Source organism: Sphaerisporangium siamense (genome assembly GCF_014205275.1).
GTDB lineage: Bacteria > Actinomycetota > Actinomycetes > Streptosporangiales > Streptosporangiaceae > Sphaerisporangium > Sphaerisporangium siamense.
The window spans coordinates 7,418,853-7,433,936 of the sequence record NZ_JACHND010000001.1 but is presented as its reverse complement, the minus strand read 5'-3'; the positions used below and the strand labels follow the sequence as shown (position 1 = coordinate 7,433,936).

The window sequence follows — 15,084 nt, the reverse complement described above, 5'->3', positions numbered from 1 at the left end:
CCTCTGTGGTCAGTACAGCTAGTCGTCCGAGCCCGCAGCCGGCGGTGGCACCTCGACGACGAAGAACAGGAAGACGGGTTTGCTCGAAAGGTCGTGGAAGCCGTCGGGGAACAGCTCGCGGGCGGCCGGGTCGGGCTGCGGCTCGCCGATGACGGCCAGGCGGAAACCGGCGGTGGTGAAGGCCTCGGTCATCGCGTGCAACGGCCTGCGCCAGAACCTCATCGGGACGGACCGCCCGTCGAACGTCCACTCGAAGCTGTAGCTGGTCGCGGCGAAGTAGTCCGGCCGGGGATCCTGGATCGTGTAGGCCACGAACGGGTGGTCCACCGACGCGATCAGCCGGCCGCCGGGCCTGAGCACGCGCCGCAGCTCGGCCAGCGCCGGCCCCCAGTCTTCCAGGTAGTGCAGCACCAGCGACGCGACCACGTCGTCGAACGCGCCGTCGGCGAACGGCAGGCGGTCGCGCAGGTCGGCCACGCGCAGCGCCGCGTCGTCGCCCAGCCGCCGCCTGGCCAGTGCCAGCATCGTGGCGCTGGCGTCGATGCCGGTGACGACCGCACCCCGGTCGCGTAGCGCGGCGGACAGGGCGCCCGAGCCGCAACCGGCGTCCAGGACGCGACGGCCGGCCACGTCTCCGGCGAGGGCCAGCATCGCGGGCCGCTCGTAGTACGCGTTCACGAGGTTGTTCTCGTTCTCCGCCGCGTACGCCTCGGCGAAAGCGTCGTAGTCGTTCACCTGGCCCCGATCCGCGGACCGGGCGAAGCTCTCGGGCACCTCGGTTACGCGTTCCATCGTCGCAGCCTACTGATCACTCAGGCCCTGGGCGCGTCGCAGGAGCAGGGAGACGAAGCCGAGGGTGGCCCGGTAGCCGTTGAGCCACAGGTCGCGGTGTTCTCTCGCGGTGGCGAGCGCCTGGTCGCCGTCGGGGCCGGGGTTCTCGGCGGCCCAGCGGGACAGGGAGCCGGTCCAGGACCACTCGTACTCGTCCCACTCCTCCAGCGTGCTCACATGGGCGTAGACGGTCAGCCACCCGTCGGACTCGGCCGTCTCGACGGTGCCCGCCAGGTCGCGGTAGTCGCCGATGGCCTCGGCCAGTTCGGCGGTGGGAGGCCGTTCCCAGAATCCCTCGCCCACCAGCGCGAGCCCGCCGGGGCATACGAGGCGGGCGATCGCGTCCATCGTCGGCTTGAGGCCGCCGAAGGCGTGCGTGGCGCCCATGCACAGCACGAGGTCGTACGGCTCGGGGGCGGAGAAGCGCTCGGCGGGCGTGGAGTGGAGCGTGAGCCGGTCGGACAACCCTCGCGCGGCCGCCGCCCGCCCGGCGGAGGCGAGGACGTGCGGCGAGATGTCGACGCCGTCGGCCACGGCGGAGGGAACGAGTTCGAGCGTCCGCAGCGACCATTCGCCCTCGCCGCACCCGAGGTCGAGGACACGGGCGGCGTCCGGCAGCGCGGCCCGCCGCAGCAGCCGATCGAGGTTCGCCTCCGAGACGGGCGCGGCGATCGGATGGTCCCGGTGCGCGAGGGCGCTGAGCAGATCTCGTTCCATCCGCCCATCATCCCAATCCGCGCAACCCCGAGCCGGAGGCCGTCCACTCGCGGCCGGTCCTCCCCGGGGCTCCGCCGAACACGGGATCAGGCGGTGAGGATGATCTTGCCGGTGACCGTGCCGGATTCGGCCAGGCGCAGGGCGTCGGCGGCCTGGGACAGGGGGAGTTCGGCGGCGATGGCCGGGGAGATGGCCCCGGTCTTCAGGGCCGCGAAGACCTGGGTGAGGTCGGCGCGCAGCCGGGCGCGGAAGCGGGCCTTGGCGAGGGCGCGGCCGGCCCAGACGTTGAAGAAGTACGCGCGGCGGCGGTTGGGCAGGGCGTTCCACAGCCATGTGCGGCCGAGGATCTTCAGGATGGGCCACTGCTTGGAGCCGGTGTCGTCGCGGGTGGACGCGCTGCCGTAGGAGACGAGGGTGCCGCCGGGGGCGAGCAGCCGCCAGGAGTCGAGGACGCTGCGCCCGCCGACGTGGTCGAATACCGCGTCCACGCCGCCGGGCGCCAGCTCCCGCACCCGGGCGGGGACGTCCCCGGCGCGGTAGTCGATGGGGGTCACGCCGAGCCCGCGCAGGGTGTCGTGGTGGCGCGCGGACGCCGTCCCGATGACCCGTACGCCCGCGCTGCGGGCCAGCTGGACGAGCATCATGCCGACCCCGCCGTTGGCGCCGTGCACGAGGATGGTCTGCCCGGCGCGGACCCGCGCCTTGCGGTGCAGCATCTGCCAGGCCGTGATGCCGTTCACGACCGCGGTCTCCGCCTCGGCGGCGCCGACGCCGTCCGGCACCTCGACGACGTCCGCCGCGTCCAGCGGCACGTGGCTGGCCCAGGCGCCCACCTTGGTGAGCGCGGCGACCCGTGCGCCGGCCAGGCCGGACCTGACGCCCGTGCCGGTCGCGACCACCGTGCCGACCAGGTCGTACCCGGGCACGAAGGGGAAGGGCGGCTGGTCGTAGTAGCGGCCACGCCGCATCTGCTGCTCGGCGAACGACACCCCGGTCGCCTCCACGCGGACCAGGACCTGCCCCGCGCCGGGCACGGGGACGGGGACGTGCCGGATCACGAGCCCGTCCGGCTCGACCTTGCCCGGCAGGACCACCTCGACGCGCTCTTCTCCGGCCATGAGAACCTCCATTACATGCTCTTGTGTTAGTTAGAACTTGTAACATAACCCTGCCAGGCGCCGGGGCGTGCCGTCAAGAAGACCGGGGGAGATTCGTTAGATTGGCTACCGTCCGCGATACGGTGTAACCATCCGAACGGCGAGGTGGTGGCATGGCGAAGACCGTGGATTCTCCGCGTGAGCGGTACCGGACGCAGGTGCGTACGGAGATCAAGGAGCGGGCGTGGGAGCAGATCGCCACGGCCGGGGCGTCCGCGCTGTCCCTCAACGCGATCGCCAAGCAGATGGGCATGAGCGGCCCGGCGCTCTACCGCTACTTCGCCGGCCGCGACGACCTGATCACCGAGCTGGTCAGGGACGCCTACCGCAGCCTCGCCGACGCCTTCCTGGCCGCCGCCGCGGACGGCGCCGGCCTGCCGGGCCTCGCGCACGCGCTGCGCCGCTGGGCGCTGGCCGACCCCCAGCGGTACCTGCTCATCTACGGCACGCCCATCCCCGGCTACCACGCCCCCGACGACATCACCGCGATCAGCGGCGAGATCATGGCGGTCCTGCTCGACGCCTGCGAGGCCCCGTCCACCGGCGCCGCGAAGACCGGCTTCGACGACCACCTCGACGGGCACCGGCACTGGGACGGCGGAAAGCCGGTCTCCCCGCAGACGCTGCGCCTCGCCCTGGCCTGCTGGACGCGCCTGCACGGCGTCCTGTCCCTGGAACTCGCCGGCCACTTCACCGGAATGGGCTTCGACCCCGCCCTGCTGTTCGACGCCGAAATCGACACGCTGCTCGGCCGCTGACCCCGCCGGGCCGGTGCGGGGTCATGCGGACGCCCGGATCAGAAGAGGCTGGCCAGCAGACCGAGGACCATGAGGAGGATCACAAGGCCGAAGAAACAGGCCGCGCCGATGGCGAGGCAGCCGCCGAACGTCAGGCCGGCGCGGGCGGGGACCACGGGGCCGGTGCCGGGCGGGCGCAGGGGCGTGCCCGGAGGGACGTACGGCGCCATGTGACCGGGCGGCCGGAACGGCGCTCCCGTCAGGCCGGTGGGGTTCGCCGGGCCGGTGGGCGTGAGGGGGTAGGGCCAGGCGGCCGACGGGGGATACCCCGTGCCGGTGGGACCGGCCGCACCGCCCGCGGGACCGGGGCGGTGAGCGGTGCCCGTGGGGCCCGCGGACGGAGGGTAGGCCGTGCCCGGGCGGCCCGGGGGGACAGTTCCCGGCCGCGGCGGCATGCCGGACGGTGGCATGCCGGGTGGTGGCACAGGACGGCCGCCGGGCGCGCCGCCGTACGGGGAGCCTCCCGGGCGTGCGGGGTACCCGGGGGCGGGCGGGCGGACCGGTCCGGCCGGGGGCACGGGACCGCCCCGGAAGCCGGGAGGTCGTCCGGGACGGGGCTGGGTACGGCCGTCGCTGGGCGCGGGACGACCGGTGTTCCCCTGGGGAGCGCCGGGCGGGGCGGCGGCGGGAGACGGCGGTTCGGGGGCGCGGCGTTCGTCGCAGACCATGCAGCGGGCCTGCTGCGCGTCGTTGTAGGTGTCGCAGGCCGCGCACTGCCATGTAGTACCTGCCATGGCACCCCCTGCCGATCGACCCACTCCGCCGAACACGCCCCGTCCGGCGGCCCGCGTGCCGTCTTCCGGGGCGCTGCTTTCCGTCCTCATGGACGCTACCGCTCGCCCTCAGGGGACCGGTCCCGTCGAGGGCGTGGACCGTTCTCCCCCCTCGGCGTCGCCGTCCGTCCTCACGGTACGTCCTCGGGTTCGGGGGCGGGCGGCGCGGGCGTCAGAGGCTGTGCACGATGGTGTTAATGATTTCATCCATTTCGACGTCCTGGAGACCTTCGCCCGCTTTTGACGGAAACTGCATGGTGAGGCTCCACTCGTCGGTGATGCCGGTCCACGGCTCGGTGTCGGGGGCGAACAGGACGAGCCGCTTCGCCGAGTGCTCCATGACGGCCGTCTGGCTGCTCGCGTACCCCCACTCCTCGAACAGCTCGTCCATGGTGCGCGGGATGTGCATCGGGTAGGTGTGCGCGGCCATGGCCTCCGGCGTGCCGATCGGGTGCGCGGGGGCGTCGGTGAACAGGACGATGACGTGACGCCGCCGGTCCAGGCCCTTCTCCCAGGGCGCGTTGATGGCCAGCGCGAGGGCCTCCAGCCCGGACTCGGGGAAGTCGCCGCCGCCGGTCGCCTCCAGGCGGCGCACGAACCTCTCGAACTCGGGCGCCTGGTCGGGAAGGACGAAGAAGTCGCTCTCCTCGATCGCGTCGTCGGCGCGGTCGGCGAAGTCGCGGAAGCCGATCACCCTCAGGCGGAGCTGACTGATCGCCTTGCCCGCCCGCGTCATCACGGACTCCAGCCGCTCGTGGAACGACAGGGCGCTCTCTTTGACGGTGTCCAGCACCGGGCGCATGCTCTCGGTCACGTCGATGCACAGCACGATGTCGACCGCGTACCGCAGGTTCCCGGTGTGCTGCTGGCCGGTTGTCATTGCCGGTTCGTCCCTTCCGATCGTTCGCGAGCCCGCCGGGACCGTCCCGGCCGGGCCGTGGGGTCAGCGACGGCCGTCGCCGAGGTTGATGCGCACGCGCGAGCCCGGCCGCGGGGGAGGGGGCATGGCGGGCCCGGGCCCCTCGGGGGGCCGTACGTGCAGCACGCACGCCTCCGGATCGCCAAGCGTAGCCAGGAACGCCGAGACCGGCGGCCGGGCGGCCGGGTCCAGGGCCGTCATGGCCGAGAGCAGCGCGCGCACGGGCGCGCCCAGCCGGTCGTCCATGCGCAGGGCCTCGCCCGCCATCACGGCGTCGGCGGGCGAGTCGTGCCGCTCGTCGAACCCGGGGATCGCGCCGGTCAGGTACCGGTGCGCCATGAGCCCGAGCGCGAAGACGTCCACCGACGTCGTCAGGTGGTCCGGACGCGAGTCCGGGTCGCCCTGCACGTACCGCCGCCACTCCGGCGCGCCGTACACCGAGTCGCCGGTGATGGTCTCCCGCCCCGGCGGGCGCCCGGAGATGTAGGAGTCGTCGAAGTCGATGAGCTTGGCGGTGTGGAAGGCGCGCGGGTTCTTCTTCTGGATGAGCACGTTGGACGGCTTCAGGTCGCCGTGGACGACGCCGATGCCGTGCAGCAGCCCGACGCTCAGCCCGAGGGTCTTCAACAGCACGGACTTCCCGCGCGGCGTGAGGCCGTGCGGCTCGTCCAGGGGAGAGGGGACGATGCGCTCGGTCACCTTGTAGTACGTCGTGCCCTCGTGGAAGAAGTCGGCGGCCAGGACGAGGTTGCCCGCGCCGGTCACGTCGTAGGAGAGCCGGTCCATGATGGCCCGCTGACGCCGCTCGAACTCCTCGCACTCGCGCAGCCGCAGCGCCTTGCTCGCCGCCGACGCGGTGGACCCCTCGCGGGGCCGCTTCGGCTCCAGGAAGCGCTTGATGAAGTACTCGCGCCCGCCTCGCACCGCGAAGGCCCACACGCACTTGCCGCCGCCGTCGTTGGTCGGCTCGCTGACGACGTGGTAACCCCTGATCACTGCGCCGAACTTCATCTCGTCCCTTCGCGCGGCGGCGGCATGAGCTCCTCGTAGCACCGCCGGTAGTCCTGCCAGGCACGTTCCCGCCACCGCGTGCGCGCGGCCTGGTCGCCGTCCTCCGCGCCCGCGTAGCCCTCCTCCAGCTCGCGGAGGCGGGGGCCGAACCCTTCCCTCAGGTCGTCCAGGCCGGCGAACCCGAACGCCGCCAGGCTCAGCGACGCGTCGTCCGCCGAGTACCCCGAGACGCGGTCGGCAAGCCGCTCGGCCCAGTCGCGCTCGTCCCGCGACTCGGCGAGCGTGCCGAGCAGGTGGCGCTCGAAGTCGGACGGCGTCTCGACGTACCCGAAGAAGCCGTCGGTGGCGCAGACCAGCACGCACGGGGTGTCCAGCGGCGTGCGGTGGGCCTCGACGGTGAAGGCGCGGTCGGCGCACAGCATGTTCGTCAGCGGAGGGTCCTGCAGGAGCTGTTCCAGCGCGTCGGTCTCGACGGTGTGGTCGCGGGTGAGCGCCCGCAGCCCCGCGCCCGGCGTGAGCGCGTACGCCCGGGAGTCGCCCGCCCACAGCGCCTCGCACTCCACCCCGCCGTTCCCGGCCTTGTAGCGGATCGCGGCCATCGTGGACGGCAGGTCCCTGCGCATCGAGCTGATGATCTTGCTGGTGGTGCGGGGACGGGCCGCGGCCAGCTCCGCCGCGAGCCGTCCGCGCAGCTCTTCGGCCTCGAACGGCGTGCCGTCCGCGACGCCGTCCAGGAACCAGGACTCGACGCACGCGCGCGCCATGCGCGACCCTGCCCAGGCGCCGGTCCGGAGAAGCCCGTCACGCGACCGCCAGACCACCGCGGCGCCCGCGCCGCCCGCGCCGTCGAAGACTCCCACGATGCCCTCGCGGGTGGGGCCGTGGTGCACCAGCAGCGGGTCCGCGTCCTCACCCAGCCCGGCCCGCCGCTCCGTCCACACCCCGAGCGCCAGCCACTTGTCGCCCCGGTGATGCCAGACGGCGGCCCCCTCACGCGGCCGATCACGCGGCACCTGCGTGCGGGACAGGCCGGCGCGATCGGTGTGGCCGGTCCGATCGGCGTGACCGGCGCGGCCAGAGCCCTCCTCAGCGTGCTCGGCGTGCTCGGTCGCCGGCTCGCCCATCGCCGCTCCTCCGTTCCGCGCCCGCGCCTCGTCCTCGAAGCCCGCCGCCCGCGCCCGCCTCACGACCGGCCGGTGGGCGGGTCGCATGCTTTCGCCCCGTGTGCGCATCGTATGGCGCGAGAGCCCCTCGCCGCGCCGATTGTCGCGCGCGGGCACCCGCCCGGCGCCGACTCCTCGCTCAGTCCCCGAAGCCCATGAGACGGGCCTGGCACAGGGCGTGATGGTCGAACGCGGCGGCGGTGTCGGTGATGACGTTGTTGTACATGCCGAACAGCTCGAAGCTGACCACGCCGTAGATCGACGTCCAGGCCATCACCGCCTGCATGATGAGGTCGTCGGGCAGGGCGAAGAACAGGGCCTCGCGCAGCCCGGCCGCGTCCTCGGCGAAGGAGGGCGGCACAGGCGGGAGTTCCGAGGGGCGGGGAGCGAGCCGTCCCGCCTTGTGCGCCTCGCTCAGGATCGCCGCCATCACGATGCCGTCCCGCGCGGCGGCCGCGGCCGTGTCCCGCGGGGCGACGTAACCGGGCACCGGCGAGCCGTGGATCAGCGCGTACTCGTGCGGATGGGCCAGCGCCCAGCTTCGGATGGCCCGGCAGGCGGCCATCCACCGGTCCAGATACGCATCCCTGGGACACGCCGCGTCCGCCGCCTCGACCGCCGCGCCCACCGCGTCGAAGGCCTCGATGATCAGCGCGGTCAGCAGCTCGTCCCTGCTGGGGAAGTAGCGATAGATCGCCGACGACACCATGCCGAGCTCCCGCGCCACGGCCCGCAACGACAGCCCCGTGGCCCCCTCCACCGCGAGCTGCCGCCGCGCCGCCTCCTTGATCTCCCCGATCAACTCGGCCCTGACCCGCTCCCTCGCGGTACGACTGGCGTTCATCCTTCCACCATAGCAGAGCACTGCTATCAATAGAGAGCATCGCTCCGGACTGATCCGCACGTCACGCGACGTGTTCCCTGACCCAAAGCGGCCCCCTGACCCGCCCTTCGCCGCCCACCAGATCGGCGATGGCTCCCGCCGCGCGGCGCCTGTCCTCCGTGGTCGCCGAGGAGTCGGTGGCGAGAGCGTAGAGCGCCATGGCGGCGTGGTGCCGGTACCGGGCACCGAGTCCGGGGAGCTCCCCGGCGACGTCCAGAAGTTCACGGGGAGGAACGCGCGGGTCTTCGAGAATTCGCGTCGCGGCGTCGGCCGCGGCCTTCCGATACGACGGATCGAGGGAGGCGAGCAGAAGCAGCGCCATCCCCCGCTCGTATGAGCCGTCCCCCACTTCCGCTGTCTCCGCAACGCCTGCGGCCTCCCGGTCCTCCGCAAAGCCCTTCGGATATCCGGCCCGCACTGTCTCCACCGTGTCCGTCCTGTTCGCGGCGGGTGCGGCGGCGATCTCCTGGAGGATGCGCGTGGCATCGGCGTGGTGCTCAGGTCCCAGACTCGCGAGGTCACGTACAGCCGCCCGGCGTTCCCGGGGCGGGGCGGACCGTGTCGCGGCGAGCTCTCGTAGGATCTCCGCCGCTTGCGTCCGGTACCCGTCGTGATCATTGGCTAGGACATGCGCGGCCTCCCTGCGCAGCGGTACGTGTACGGAGGCGTCCCGAGCGGCCAGGAGAAGCGCTTCCGCGACCTCACGTCGTGACGTGCCCGCCGGCGCGGGCGCCGCACCGCCGTACGACGCGGGGCCGGCGGGTGTGTCGGGGCCGTTGGGATTGTTCTCCGGGTTGTCGGGGTCTTGGGGGTGGACGAGGTGGACGGCCTTGTCGAGGGCGTCCAGTGTGAGAGCGCGCCGTACGGGGTCGACTTCTGGATCGGCGGCGAGTCGGCGGAGTGCTTTCACCGCCCCCGCGTGCCACGCGTCGCCCATGCGCGCCAGGTCCAGCGCCGCCCGCAGACGCACGTCCGCGGCGACGTACGCATCGGCGGCCAGGGCCCCGAGCCGCCGGGCCGCCTCCTCGCGAGGTCCGTCCTCCATCCGGGCGAGGATGAGGAGGGCGCGTCGGCGGGCCTCGTCCTCCACCTCCCCGGCGATCTCCCAGAGCAGGTCGATCGCTGCGCAGCGTCCCTCGGGGCCGAGCCGGAGAAGGACGTCCACCGCCGCAAGGCGCTGCTCGACGGGAACCGCGTACTCGCCGACGACCGGCCGTAGCGCGGCCACTGCGGCGGGCCGTCCGGTGGGGTCCAGCACGTCCAGTGCCTGCGCGGCCTCCACGCGCTCCCAGAGGTCGGCCGAGGCGTCGGCCACGATGGCGCCGAGCAGGGCCGCCGCCGTGGCGCGATGTTCGTGGCCGAGCCTCGTGAGTACGTCGGCGGCCTGGCGGCGCTCCCAGGCCCGCAGGCGCGGGTCGTCGGCGATCCACCGGAGCAGGCGTGCGCCGCGCTCGCGGTGGATGTGACTGAGGCCGAGCAGCGAGAAGGCGGCCAGAATGCGGTCGCGGCCCGAGTGCGCGCGGTCCTCGGAGAACCGGGTGAGCAGATCGACCGCGCGATGATGATGCTCGTCACCGATATCGGCCAACCAGGCGACGGCCAGCACACGCGGCAGATCGAGCTCGCCATCGCCACCAGGCCACTCCACCATGTCGCGACCGCACCACCCGGCCGTCCCACCGGCCGCCGTGTCCGCCGAAACCTTGCCACCAAGAGCCGCCTCCGTCGGCAGCCTGCCACCGCGAACCGTGTCCGCCGCGACTGTGTCCGCCGCGACCGTGTCCGCGACGGCCATGCTCGCGCGGACCATCTGTGCGAGAGCCGTGTCCCGGGGGAGGGGCTCGGCGCGTGACGAGGGCGGGGGTGCCTGCTCCCGGGTGAAGTCGTACGCCGCCTTCAGGGCGCGGCGGCGGGCCGCCGAGTCCAGGGTCATGAGGCGCTCGATGGCCCAGCAGCGGTTCCAGGCGTCGGCTGCTCCGTCCTCGGCGAGCAAGGCGAGGCAGTCGGCGGCGAGGGCCTCGGTGTGCGGCGAGGGCAGCTCGGCCAGGGACTCGGCCGCCCACCGGCGGACGAACGCCCCGGCGCCGGGGTCGCGGGCGAGCCGGGACAGCGCGTCCACGGCGCGGGGCTGGGCGGCCGGGCCGAGCGTGACGAGTCGGCGTGCGGCGATGAGGCGGTCGTCGGGATCGGCGGCCGGGTCGCGGGCGAGGTCGTCGAGGATCTCCGCGCCGCGGTCGCGATGGCCGCCGCCGAGCCGTCCGAGCCGCCAGGCCGCCGAGCACCGGTCGCCCGGCGCCACGCGCGGGTCTACGGCGATGCCGAGAAGGACACGCGCGCCGCGGTCCCGATCCGCGCCGCTCAGCTTGGCCAGCTCGTACGCCGCCTCGCCACGGTCCTCCGGAACGGACCGGGGGTCCAGCGCGAGGCCGTGCATGACGTCCACCGCCTGACGCCTGCCGTCCTCGCCCAACGTGGCCAGCTCCTCGGCCGCCGACCGGCGGGCGTCAGGGGGGAGGGCGGGGTCGGTGGCCAGCCGGTGCAGCACAGCGGTGGCCCATGACGTGTGTTCGCCGCCCAGCTTCCCAAGCTCCACCGCGGCGGACCGGCGAGTCACGGCCGGCGTGAACGGATCCGTGGTGAGCCGGCGGAGCGATACGGCGACCTCCGCGCGGCGCTCGCGGTCCATCAAGTCGACCGCGGTTAGAAAGCCCAGCTTGTCCTCGTCGCTCAGCCCGGGATCCGCTGCCAGCCGGTAGATGACCTTGAGCGCGCGCTCGCGATGCTCGGGGCCGAAGTCGGTGAGCCTCCGGGCGGCGCTGACACGTAACTCGACGGGCGCTGCGGGGTCGCTGATGAGACCGTATAGCGTGGAGATCACCCGCTGGTGATGCTCCCTGCCCCCCATCACCAAATAGCCGACGGCGATCATCCGGATCCTGGGTTCGACCGTGGGATCGAGAACGAATCCGTAAAGGATCTCGGTACCGTGGATACGGCCACTCCCCACCAACGCTGCGGCCCGGGCGCTGTTCACCCGGTCTCCCCCGTCGGTGGTGGGGTCGGTGGCGATCTCGCCATAATGGACGGCGGCGCGATCGCGGTTCTCGTCTCCGAGCGACAAAAGCTCATCAGCCGCCCGCTCGCGCTCGCGCGCGCCGGCCAAGTGGTCGGAGGCCACGACGCCCAATACCTCCGCGGCGCGGCCGAGGCCACGATCTTCCATACCGAGCAACGCACGGGCGCCGAGGATACGGGCCTCCGGAGGTGTTGTCGGCGCCATGGCCAATTGGTGGACCAGCGCGGCCGTCACGGGCGTGTCATGGGGTCTGAGCGCAGCCCAGATCGCCGCCGCCAGCACGCGCGCGAAGGACGGGGCGAGCGGATCGTCCAGGAGCCCGACCACCAGCCCGTGTACGCGATCGGTGTACTCGCCTCCCAGCTTGGCCAGCGTCGTGGCCGCCCTGAATCGCTCGTACACCGGCACACTCGAGGCGGCGGCGAGGCGCAGGAGGATCTCCGCGGCGTGCGCGTGGCCCTCCGCGCGGAGCAGGGGCAGCCGGGTCGCCGCCGTCCTGGCCTCGTCCGGGCTGATGGTGAGGTCCGTGCCGACGAGGCGCAGGGCCTCGCGGGCCCATGCATGGAACTGCGTGCCGAGATTGCTCAGCTCGACGGCGGAGCTCTGCCGGCTGCCCGGGTCCGTGTCCGGATCGCGCGCTTGGTCGAAGAAGATCCTCGCGGCCTTCGCACGGCTCTCGGCGCCGAGATCCGCCAGCTCCCGAGCGGCCCGGAAGCGGGTCCACGCGTCCACCGTGAGGTCGGTGGCCAGGCGCGTGAGGGCGTCGGCGGCCTCGGAGCGGTGCAGCGGCTCGATCTCCGCCATGGCGACCAGCGCCTCGCCCCGTTCGTACGCGTCGACGTCCGGCTCGTCCGCCAGACGGCGCAACAGGTCCAGTGCTTCGGCACGGTGCCGCCCGCCGAGCTTGGCCAGCTCTTTCGCGGGCGGGTGCCGCGCCCAACCGGGGGCCTCTGTGTTCGCGGCCATGGCGCGAAGGATCTCCGCCGCCCGGGTTCGGTGCTCTCCCCCGAGGGCGGCGAGCCGCTCGGCGGAACGAAGGCGAGTCCAGAACCAGACGGCCGGATCGGCGGCCAGCCGATGGAAGGCATCTCCGGCACGCGTGCGGTTCTCGGGGCCCAGCCGGGCCAGGGCCTCCCCGGCGTGCTCCCGGACGAGGATGTCGCAAGAGGGATCGACGCCGATCGCGTAGAGCACGTGGGCGCCCTCGGCGCGGTGCTCCCCGCCGAAGCGAGCCAGGACCACGGCCGCCTCTAAGGGAAGGTGGACCGAGCCGTCCGAGGTGGCTAGCGTCCGCAGCAGAGACGGGCCCTCGCGGCGCACGTGGTCGGACCGTTCCCGCAGCAGGTCGACCAGGGTGATCGTCTCGTACGCGGAGAGCGCCGTGGTCTCGGTGAGGAGGGCCTCCAGGCGGCGGCGGACCATGGCGTGGCGGGTCAGACCCGCGAGGTTCTTGAGTTCCGCAGGCCGGCCCGCCCGCACCTGCCGCTCCACCCTGGTCAGGTGGACGTCGAGTTGGGATTCCGAGGTGGGGGTGCCCTCCTGGATCAGGGTCTCGGCGCAGGCTCGCTGGTCGAGGGTGCCCTGCTGGAGCCAGTCGAGCAGCGCCGCGCCCGGTCCGCGCAGGTGCAGGTGGTGCAGCAGCACGCGCCGGGCGTTCTCGTCTTCCAGCAGCATGTCGCGGACGAGCTCGTCCCAGGGCGGTTCGTCGGGGGCGAACGTGTCGGGCAGGGCCTTGGCGCGGGCGGTGGCGGCCAGGTGTTCGGCGAAGGTCTGGTGCAGGAAGCGCAGGCGCGTTCCGCTCCTGCCGAGGATGCCCGACCGGCACAGCCATTCCGCGAGGACGTCGTCCCAGTCGAGCGGCAGGCGCGCGGGCATGGGCGCGTGCTCGGCGAGGAAGCGCCGCGCCACCTCGATCAGCGCACGCTCGCTGGTCGTGTACGCGGTGGCCAGTTCCTCCATCAGGTCGGCCTGGTGTTCGCTCAGCCACGTCGCCAGGGCCGGACCGCCCGGTAGGTCGCCGAGGGGCGCCAGGGTGGTGGCGGCCGTCCCGGAACGAGCCCGGGCGAACTGCGCCATGTACTCCTCGTACAGCTCGTAGCGGCCGGCGGGGAGCGGGCGGTCGCGGCGGGACTGGTGGACGTGCGCGGCGACCGTGGCCAGCAGCGGCACTTCGAGGATCTCCTCCAGGCCGGCCAGCCGCACCTGGCGCAGGAACTCCTCGGCCGCCGCGTCGCCCGAGGGGATGTTCCCGGGGTCGAACCAGTTGTGGGCGAACGCGCGCAGGGCCTCGTCGTCGAAGGGCTGGAGCGCGTAGAAGCCGACCCGGGGGCCGCGCAGCCGGTCGATCTCCCCGGGGGAGAGCGGGCGGGTCGTGATCAGGTACCGGGCCGGGCCGTCGCCGTCGGGGAGGCGGGCGGCCAGCGCCGTCAGCAGGCGCTCCCGGTCGTCCTGGTGGGGGATCTCGTCCAGGGCGTCCACGACGATCAGCCAGCGCCTGCCGTGCAGGGGGCGAGAGAACACGCCGGCGGGTACCTCGCCGTCGGGGCGTCCGTACTCCGCGGTCACCGCCGCCTGGAGCGCCTCGGGCCAGCTACGGTCCAGGTGGCCGGCCAGCACGCGCGCGGGCAGCATGATCGGGACCAGGGCCGGATCACCGTCGGCGGGGGCGTTCTGGGAGTCCAGGACGCGCCCGGCCATGTGGGCCGGGTCACCGTCGGCGGGGATGTCCTGGGAGTCCAGGACGCGCTCGGCCATGTGCCGGGTCAGCACCCGGCCGAGCGTGCTCTTGCCGAGCCCGGCGGCGCCCTCGATCACCAGGTGGTCGTGCCGCTCGAAGACCTGCTCGAAGGGCTGGGACGGCCCGGAGGCGGGGCGCCGCTCCTCCTCCGCCATGTCCTCGATTCCCTCGTCCCACGGCCGGCGCGACTCGGAGGCGGCGGTGACGCTCTGGCGGACGTAGACGCCGGACAGGGGCAGGCGGCCGTGGCCGCCGCGCAGCGGGTACGGCAGGTCGTCGGCGACCTGCCGCATGATGCGGAGCACCCCGGCCACTTCCGGCGCCGCGTCCGCGAGGCACGCCGGCCGCGCGGCGGGGCCTGGCGGACCGCCGCGCGACCGGTCGTGCGCGGGGACGTGCGGCGAGCGCTCGACGTGCGGTAATCGCCAGCGGGACGACAGGACCGACGTGGGCAGCATCCAGGCGACCTTGGCCGTGTCCGTCGGGTCCTCCGTGACGACGATGCCGACGACGCGGCCGTCGCCGAGGCGCTCGACGGCGGCCCCGCTGAAGCCGTGCTCGATGCGGCGGCCGGTGGGTCTGGTCGCGTCGAGCTGGATCCACTCGGGGCCGCCGGGGTCGCCGACCTCGTAGGAGACGGCCCAGACGCCGGTGTCCACGCCGGGTGGGTAGCCGTAGGCGTGCACGGGCGTGCCGCGCTCGGCCCGCTCGCGGAACACGGCCGGGGCGGCGCCGTCCGGAGCCGGGGCGGCCAGGGCGAGGACGGCCACGTCGCCGCGCTCGTCGCCCTGGATCGGGAACCAGCCGCCGTCCGCGACCCACGCGCTGAGACGGTGGCCGTCCGCGCTGAACGGGAAGTCCAGCTCGATCGGGCTGGCGGGGAGTTCCGGGGCGTCCGGGGGGCGGCCGAGGGCGGTGTTGACGACGTGGGCGCAGGTCAGGACGTGGTGAGGGTCGAGGAGGACGCCGGCGCCGCAGATGCCTCGGGGGCCGTGGACGCGGACCGACCATGGGCGCATG

At 73.5% G+C, this 15,084-nt stretch carries 10 protein-coding genes; 1 reads left to right on the top strand and 9 read right to left on the bottom strand.

The window, feature by feature from the left end:
• Nucleotides 1-18 precede the first annotated feature (18 nt).
• The 3 genes from BJ982_RS33735 to BJ982_RS33725 form a co-directional block, all read right to left on the bottom strand.
• Nucleotides 19-792 (bottom strand): class I SAM-dependent methyltransferase, encoded by a 774-nt coding sequence (locus BJ982_RS33735; RefSeq protein ID WP_184886819.1) that lies wholly within the window; start codon nt 790-792, stop codon nt 19-21.
• 9 nt (nt 793-801) lie between these two features.
• Nucleotides 802-1,548, bottom strand: coding sequence for an SAM-dependent methyltransferase (locus tag BJ982_RS33730; protein WP_184886817.1), 747 nt, complete (start codon nt 1,546-1,548; stop codon nt 802-804).
• An 86-nt stretch (nt 1,549-1,634) separates the two neighbouring features.
• A complete protein-coding gene (locus BJ982_RS33725) occupies nt 1,635-2,666 on the bottom strand; it encodes a medium chain dehydrogenase/reductase family protein (protein WP_203958975.1) in 1,032 nt (343 codons plus the stop codon).
• Between the two features lie 152 nt (nt 2,667-2,818).
• On the opposite strand from BJ982_RS33725, the gene BJ982_RS33720 reads away from it, so the two are divergent.
• Nucleotides 2,819-3,463 carry a TetR/AcrR family transcriptional regulator gene (locus BJ982_RS33720; RefSeq protein ID WP_184886813.1) on the top strand — a complete coding sequence of 215 codons (645 nt, stop codon included), beginning with the start codon at nt 2,819-2,821 and terminating at the stop codon, nt 3,461-3,463.
• A gap of 38 nt (nt 3,464-3,501) precedes the next feature.
• Here the strand turns inward: BJ982_RS33720 and BJ982_RS33715 are convergent, their stop codons facing one another.
• The 6 genes from BJ982_RS33715 to BJ982_RS33690 all read right to left on the bottom strand — a co-directional run bounded on the left by BJ982_RS33715 (nt 3,502) and on the right by BJ982_RS33690 (nt 15,083).
• A complete protein-coding gene (locus tag BJ982_RS33715) occupies nt 3,502-4,236 on the bottom strand; it encodes a hypothetical protein (RefSeq protein WP_184886812.1) in 735 nt (244 codons plus the stop codon).
• A gap of 211 nt (nt 4,237-4,447) precedes the next feature.
• Complete coding sequence (locus BJ982_RS33710) at nt 4,448-5,155, bottom strand: vWA domain-containing protein (RefSeq protein WP_184886810.1); 708 nt, start codon at nt 5,153-5,155, stop codon at nt 4,448-4,450.
• A gap of 63 nt (nt 5,156-5,218) precedes the next feature.
• Nucleotides 5,219-6,205 carry a protein kinase domain-containing protein gene (locus BJ982_RS33705; RefSeq protein ID WP_184886808.1) on the bottom strand — a complete coding sequence of 329 codons (987 nt, stop codon included), beginning with the start codon at nt 6,203-6,205 and terminating at the stop codon, nt 5,219-5,221.
• Entirely contained in the window at nt 6,202-7,329 is a 1,128-nt protein-coding gene (locus BJ982_RS33700) for a protein phosphatase 2C domain-containing protein (protein WP_203958974.1), read from the bottom strand. Before BJ982_RS33700 ends, BJ982_RS33705 begins: the two co-directional genes overlap by 4 nt.
• A 178-nt stretch (nt 7,330-7,507) precedes the next feature.
• Nucleotides 7,508-8,212: a TetR/AcrR family transcriptional regulator gene (locus tag BJ982_RS33695; RefSeq protein ID WP_184886806.1), complete on the bottom strand. Its 705-nt coding sequence runs from the start codon at nt 8,210-8,212 to the stop codon at nt 7,508-7,510.
• 61 nt (nt 8,213-8,273) lie between these two features.
• On the bottom strand, nt 8,274-15,083 hold the full coding sequence (locus tag BJ982_RS33690; RefSeq protein ID WP_184886804.1) for a trypsin-like peptidase domain-containing protein: 6,810 nt from the start codon (nt 15,081-15,083) through the stop codon (nt 8,274-8,276).
• Nucleotide 15,084 lies beyond the last annotated feature (1 nt).